Source organism: Cellvibrio sp. (genome assembly GCF_053579595.1).
Genome location: NZ_JBRFPI010000239.1, coordinates 1 through 7,097, shown reverse-complemented (window position 1 = coordinate 7,097; position 7,097 = coordinate 1). Strand labels below are relative to the sequence as shown.

At 42.4% G+C, this 7,097-nt stretch carries 6 protein-coding genes; 2 read left to right on the top strand and 4 right to left on the bottom strand.

The window, feature by feature from the left end:
* Together ACWA6V_RS14370 and ACWA6V_RS14365 are read left to right on the top strand one after the other, a co-directional pair.
* Positions 1-956, top strand: a 956-nt coding sequence (locus tag ACWA6V_RS14370; protein ID WP_449523140.1) for a TonB-dependent receptor domain-containing protein, incomplete at its 5' end; no start/stop codon positions are given.
* A gap of 339 nt (positions 957-1,295) precedes the next feature.
* Complete coding sequence (locus tag ACWA6V_RS14365; RefSeq protein ID WP_449523139.1) at positions 1,296-1,901, top strand: PEP-CTERM sorting domain-containing protein; 606 nt, start codon at positions 1,296-1,298, stop codon at positions 1,899-1,901.
* A 67-nt stretch (positions 1,902-1,968) separates the two neighbouring features.
* Here the strand turns inward: ACWA6V_RS14365 and ACWA6V_RS14360 are convergent, their stop codons facing one another.
* The 4 genes from ACWA6V_RS14360 to ACWA6V_RS14345 form a co-directional block, all read right to left on the bottom strand.
* The gene (locus ACWA6V_RS14360) at positions 1,969-2,655 is read right to left on the bottom strand and encodes a DUF6445 family protein (RefSeq protein WP_449523138.1); all 687 of its coding nucleotides are present in this window, start codon (positions 2,653-2,655) and stop codon (positions 1,969-1,971) included.
* A gap of 33 nt (positions 2,656-2,688) precedes the next feature.
* A complete protein-coding gene (locus ACWA6V_RS14355; RefSeq protein WP_449523137.1) occupies positions 2,689-4,215 on the bottom strand; it encodes a tryptophan halogenase family protein in 1,527 nt (508 codons plus the stop codon).
* Between the two features lie 17 nt (positions 4,216-4,232).
* The gene (locus tag ACWA6V_RS14350) at positions 4,233-5,588 is read right to left on the bottom strand and encodes a tryptophan 7-halogenase (protein WP_449523136.1); all 1,356 of its coding nucleotides are present in this window, start codon (positions 5,586-5,588) and stop codon (positions 4,233-4,235) included.
* A partial coding sequence (locus tag ACWA6V_RS14345) for a tryptophan halogenase family protein (RefSeq protein WP_449523135.1) occupies positions 5,585-7,097 on the bottom strand: 1,513 nt, incomplete at its 5' end. The genes ACWA6V_RS14345 and ACWA6V_RS14350, both read right to left, overlap by 4 nt.

The window sequence follows — 7,097 nt, the reverse complement described above, 5'->3', positions numbered from 1 at the left end:
CAGGTTTCCGGAACCAGGTTCGGCACGGCCATCGGGTCAACACCCTTGGCGACCAACAAAAAATCTGGGCAATCCTTGGTATAGAAACCAAGCAAGAAGATGGCACCAGTGAAGGATATTTATATTCACCCGATGTGTACCCGATTAATTTTGCACTGGACCGCCAGATCGATAGCGCCTTTATCAATCTAAACACCTATGCAACTGAAGCCTGGTTAGTTCAAGCCAGTATTCGCCGCGATGATACTGACGGTTTTGATGCAAATGACAGTGGCCAAATCGGTACCAAATTTACACTAAACAATAACTGGACGTTATTTGCTAATTGGGGTGAAGGCTTTAAATTGCCGAGCTTTTTTGCACTCGGCCACCCACTGGTTGGCAATCCTGATTTAAAACCAGAAACAGTAGCCACACGCGATGCAGGTTTTGAATTTAATAAAAATTCATTTAACGCACGAGTCAGCTATTTTGACCATCACTATCGCAACTTGATTGATTTTGATTCTGAAACATTTAAAAACGTCAACCGCTCGCGCGTCGAAACTAGCGGTGTTGAATCTGAATTTAATTGGCAAGTACAACAAAACCTCAGCTTACGCGCACATGCCAGCTACACCGATATCGATATGATTTCTTCTAACAATCATTTGCTCGGCCGCCCACAAGTAACCTACGGCACATCCGTTAACTATCAATTAAATGATGCGTGGAGTTTCAATGCGCAGTATATGCGTGTAGATGAACGCTTCGCCGTGAGCCGCTATACCGGCACCGATGTTGAGCAAACACTGGCACCCTACAACCGTTTTGATGCAAGCGTACACTGGCAACTCAATGCGCAAACCCGGCTGGGTTTAACGTTGGAAAACCTTGCAGATGAAGACTACTACACCGACATAGGTTTTCCCGCATCAGGGCAGCTCGCCAAATTGAACCTGCGCCTAAACTTTTAGGTTTTAAGCCACATAAACAAAAACGCCCAAGTACTGTTCTTGGGCGCTTTCATTTGTAGGTTGTACACGCCTCGCAAGATGAGCTTAAGAGCAGGTATCCCCTTCGGTCATGTCAGGGACCCCTTTCGCTTCAGATCAGCGCTATCCAAAACACCTCATCCCGCCGCTCAAATTTCAGTCGAAAAAATTTACATCGCCCCTTAAACATCCTCCTTAACAATACACTAACCATTTGTTTTTAATAGTAAAAAATCACATGGCACACATTATGCTGCTAGCCTCGTGGCTTAGGCTATTTTTAACTCACTCATTTTGGCTAAAGTAAAAAGGACGACTAACATGAAACTTATCAAGATCGCAGCTGCGGCGCTCATTACATTGAGCTCATTCGCAGCACAAGCAGGACTGATGTACATTGATGGGGGCGCCAACTTCCCGGTACCCACAAACAATTACTTCAAAAACGTGCTTAATCCACAGACCTACAACATCGGCGGCAACCTCAAAGCCAACCAGACAGAGTCCCTGTTTTTGAGCTTTGAATTTCTAGGTAAAGAAGCTGGCTGGACCAACACTTTCACATCTGAAGGCAATACCATCACCACCAGTGGTGGCTCCTTCTCATACAGCAAAGCTTACACCCTGGGTGAATTGATCCAATTTACCTTCAAAACTGGCGGTGCCGTTGTACCTAACACTGTAGCCAACGGCAATAACAATGACGGCGAACAACTCGTATCATTTGCTATTGCATTGGACACTGAGTTTAACGGCGTTATGTATGATGCCATTCTGTTCTTTGATGACACAGGCGGCTACAAAGATGACGACAACCACGACGACTTGGTAATCGGCATCAAGGCAAGCGTTCCAGAATCATCAACTTTTGTATTGATGTTGATGGGCTTGGCTGGCTTGTTTGCGGCGCGTCGATTGAAGGCTTAATTTAGGCCCAAGCTAAAATAAACCCGGCTTTATGCCGGGTTTATTTTTACTAATCAAAAAAAATTAGCTACTGACCAATGAAGGTATTAATTGTAAGCCGCCCTGTACGCGGGTTAGAGTCGAACAGAAAGTCAGGTGATATATTGCCAGAATGTAAACTAGTGCAGCGATAAATAATCATGCGATTGAAAACAGCCTCGTAAGAAGCTATTTGCTCAAACAACTGATTACTGCCATTCATATAACACTGAGGATAGGCAGTTTTATTTAGCCCATTTTTCAGCTCTTCAATATAAGTCGCCGACCGACTGCTATCAACAAACTCAAATCCGGTATCCCTATGGCGATAGAGCGAAGTTCCGCCTTTATCGCTGCCACATAAATAATGTACTGCTGCCAACTCAGAAGATATCAACGAATCATAATGAGGCATACATTGCGGCAACTTTAATTGTTCAGGTGCAGTTAGCACCATCGAATAATCCGCTTTGACATGCTTAACCATCGAATCATCAATGACGAACGTTGAATGGATAACATCTCTTAAATAGTAATGAATTAGCTGAATATAATTTTCCGGTGTAGAGGCACGCAAACCTGGGTACAGAGCATCAACCTTATTTAGCTTTATGTAACGCGCACAAAATTCCACTAAATAATGTGGATCACTTAAAAAATTATCAACCACAAGAACAGGTTGTTGTTCATTTCCTACGTAATCCACACGATAGTCAAAGTCAGGGTGTAACTGCATAGCGGGATTATCTCGTTATTGCCAACTGTTTTTTCACTTCGCCATGTCTGCGGAGCAATGCTCCGCAATATATTGGGCATGAGCAGGCAAGTAATCCACTGCAGTATCGAGAACTCGCTTAATGTGAGTCATACGCCTGGTAAACTCAGCATCAGGTACAACATCTACAAGTGGATGGTAACCCTTGGGATATAGCCCTTGACCCAACATGACCTCTACCCAACTAATCTCATTAAACAACTCAGAGTTAAAACGATGCACATGTGCATTTTCTTTAAACACTTCCATTTTTTGAGCCAAACTATCCGGAACTGACATTCCCCTGCAATAGTTCCAAAACTCGGAATCACTTCTGTTAGTCACTTTATAATGCAATATCAAAAAGTCGCGAATCCGTTCATATTCAAAACCGACCTGCTCATTATAAATATCTATCTCTACCTGACTGATTGTTTTTCTTGGAAACACAGACATTATTCTTGCTATAGCGCTCTGCACTAAATGAATACTGGTTGATTCAAGTGGCTCCATAAAACCGGATGACAACCCAATCGCCACACAGTTTTTATGCCAGAATTGTTTGCGACGCCCAGTAACAAACTTTATTAACTTTGGTTCAGCCAGAGTCTCGCCTTGAATATTATTTAGCAGTAAATCTCTTGCTGAATCTACATCAGTAAAACGACGGGAAAAAACGTGTCCATTGCCTGTTCTATGCTGCAAAGGAATGCGCCATTGCCAACCCGCTGTATGCGCAGTTGCTCTTGTGTAAGACGGCAAAGGATCAAGCTTTTGGCTAGGCACTGCCCACGCAGTATCGCACGGCAGCCAATGCGACCAATCCTCATATTCAACATTCAATGCTTTTCCAATCAACAGCGCATGTAGCCCCGAGCAATCAATAAAAAAATCACCGTTAACTTCTTGGCCGTTTTCTAAACTAACCGTTTTAATGTAACCAGAATCCTCATCAAGATTCACATTCGAGATTCGACCTTCAATACGCTGTACACCCAGTTTTTCTGAAAACTCTCTCAAGTATTTTGCATACAATCCAGCGTCAAAGTGATAAGCGTAGGCAATATTAGATAGCGGGGAATTACCCGCATCAATTGATCGCATAAACTTGTTTTTTTGGGAGGCCAACGAATTAAAACAATATTCACCAATATCAGCTGAACCACCCTGTTTATTCAATTTTAACCAATAGTGATAAAATGGTATTGAGTCCATATCATTACCCACACCACCAAAAGCATGGATATAGCTCTCTCCGATCGTCCCCCAGTTTACGAATTCAATACCTAATTTAAATGAACCTTGCGTTTTCCGAATAAAATCGTTTTCGTCAATATTCAGGGATTGATTAAAAACTTGAATTTGCGGAATGGTGGCTTCGCCTACACCAATCGTCCCAATATCATCAGATTCGACCAGAACCACTTCACAGAATTGATTTTTAAAGAATTTTGAAAATGCTGCTGCGGCCATCCAGCCCGCAGTCCCACCACCAACGATAACTATTTTTTTTATATTATCTAATGCATTAATCCCACTCATAATTCATCTCTTATAGACTAATTAACCAAAGGAGTTAGCGGCAAATTTTTCATTACCGAAGCTTCAACCTTGCCAATATGTTCTTTAATGGTTTTCTCATCGATAAAGGAAACCATAGGCTCTGTACCATCAAACTTAAATCCCAAACCCAACAAAAGCCATACCTGCCACTCAGTTTTAAAAAATTCATTTTCCAGCACTGGATACCTACCGCGACAACCAAATAGACTCGCCTTGTAACTGGCAGAACTTGTCAGAGGGATTGCTGAATTTTTCAGATTACTTTTGGCAAACAAAGCATTTAAGCTCAGCTGGGTAATGTCGCGCAGGTTTTCCAAGGAGCCTCTGAATGCTTTATTAAATTCATCAACAACCGAACAATCATCGGATGGCGACGGAAAATATCGCAATAGAAGTTTCAACACTATCAAATTCAGATCAATAGCTGAAAACAGAGGTGAATGCACATTTGCCATGGCAGGGCCAAAATTTAAACATCGGGAAGCTCTTGGCGCTTTGTGTACATATACATCACCCGAATCCCGATCCATGAAACGATAAACATTTAAAACCGCAAGATTGCGATGAGACACCTCACAGACCCAAGATGTTTCATCCAATGCTTTCACTTTATTAACCAAAGCAGAAAGAGCATTATTTTTTTTGGCTTGCGATTTCAGTTCAAGTGGCATACTCGCAAACCAACTTTCCACTCCATGCTCCCCAATCATCAACCCCGGAACAGTATTAATCAAATAGTCACACTTATAGGGGACATTTAACTCACCTAATACATACTCCCCATCGTCATATCCAATCCGGGATATTTTTTCTTCGCTGACTTCTACTCCTAACCTTAAGGACATTGTCTTCAGAAACTGAAGGAATGCCTCCGTCTCGAATGACCATGATGACTCATAGGTTGAAAATATTGACTGGAAATTTTGTGTTGGCTTTTGAAATCTTCCAGCCAAAACAGAAGCAGCAGCAATTGATAATTTATTTAAATCAACAGGATAGTTTTGTTGCATATATCTCATCACTATCTGATGAAACTCAACAGCTCCAATCGGAGCACCATACTGCCCCCACACGTGAATAAAGGGGGCTTGGTCATCAAAAAGATATGCAGTACCTAATTTAGGGTGAAGACTGGCCGAATCCACCAATGCTTCGCGTAAAATCTCTATGGCTTTAAAAAATTCATTAATTAAAGGCAGGGGAGATTGCAAATCTGCGGTAGCTTCAGGCTCCACACCAACGTACAAGGTTATTTTTGTATCGGTATGTTGTAGTTGTTTTGCCATAAAAGCACATATCATCCATGCAGATAGACCGTTTCCCACAATAGCGATTTTTTCGAAGTTATTCATCGTCTAACCCCATATAAACTCATCCGAGAAGCCGGGGGGCGAGCGTCTGTTTTATTTTTAAGTGTCTCAATCTGACTAACAATGCGATTTAGGTGCATTGGCATTTCCTTTACCAGCGCTATTGCCTCTTGAATACTTTTAGGCGTAAGCCTCGAATCCATATTTGCCGGAAATAATCCTTGCCCGAAATAAACCGCCAGCCAACTAGGTGGCATAAACAACCCTGCGTCATACTCTACAATTTGAGCTGTTGCTTTAAAAACATCAATTTTTCCTTGAAGCGTGTCAGGCAGAGGCATATTTGCACAATATTGCCAAAACTCTTCCTTCCGCTGATTCAACGCATAGTGAAGGATTATGAAATCCCGGACTTTTAAATATTCATTTTCCATCTGCCTGTTAAATTCTTTTTCTTCTAGCAAACAGTTTTTAGAATCTGTTGGCAGCAGCTCCAAAATCTTCAATATAGCTACTTCAACAAGATATATACTTGTTGACTCAAGAGGCTCCAGGAATCCACAAGCCAAACCGACTGCAATACAATTTTTTTCCCAGGTTTTTTCTCGAACACCAGCCTCAAACCTGATAGAGATAGGGTCTTTTTTCATCTCACCTGACAAGTTACTTTTTAGCTCATCAAGAGCATCTGCTCGGCTGGTGAAATCCGATGAAAAAACATGTCCATTTCCAATCCGGTGCTGCAGAGGAATTTTCCAACACCAACCCGCTTTTTTTGCAGATGAATGCGTATACGGCTGCTGTAATAAATTACCCTCTGTTGGAACAGCAAGAGCAGAATCACAGGGCAGCCATTTTTTCCAACTGTGAAACTTAATATCCAATTCCTGCCCGAGCAGCCTTGATCGAAACCCGCTGCAATCTATAAATAGATCGCCCTCTATACATTCCCCTGACGCCAAGGTTAAAGACTCTATAAAACCCGATTCAGTATTCTTTGCCACCGAAACAACTTCGCCCTCTATTCTCGTCACACGCCCTTCGGAGTAGGATCTGAGAAATTTTGCGTAGGCCGTTGCATCTATGTGATAGGCGTAGGAAAAAGTAGATAACACATCATCGGGATCTGAAGATGGATAGGTGAATTTTTTTTCGCGCGCCAACACATTGGCCATAGAAAACGAATCAAATGAGGCAATATCGATGCCCGCGTTTTTGGCACCCAACCAATAATGATGAAAACCAACTCCCTTAATCGGAAAACCATGATCGCCAAAGGGATGATAATAATCACTGTCTGAACTGCCCCACCCGCTAAAGCGAATGCCTAATTTATAAGTGGCGTTAACGGCCTGCATAAAGGCCGACTCTTCTATGCCGAGCATATCGTTGAATGCTCTTATGTGGGGAATAGTTGCCTCGCCCACTCCCACAGTGCCAATGGCATCAGATTCGATTAAAACTATTTGTACACTCTCTGAGCCGAGAAACCGTGCAAAAGCCGCTGCAGTCATCCAGCCTGCGGTCCCACCTCCTAGAATGACATATTTT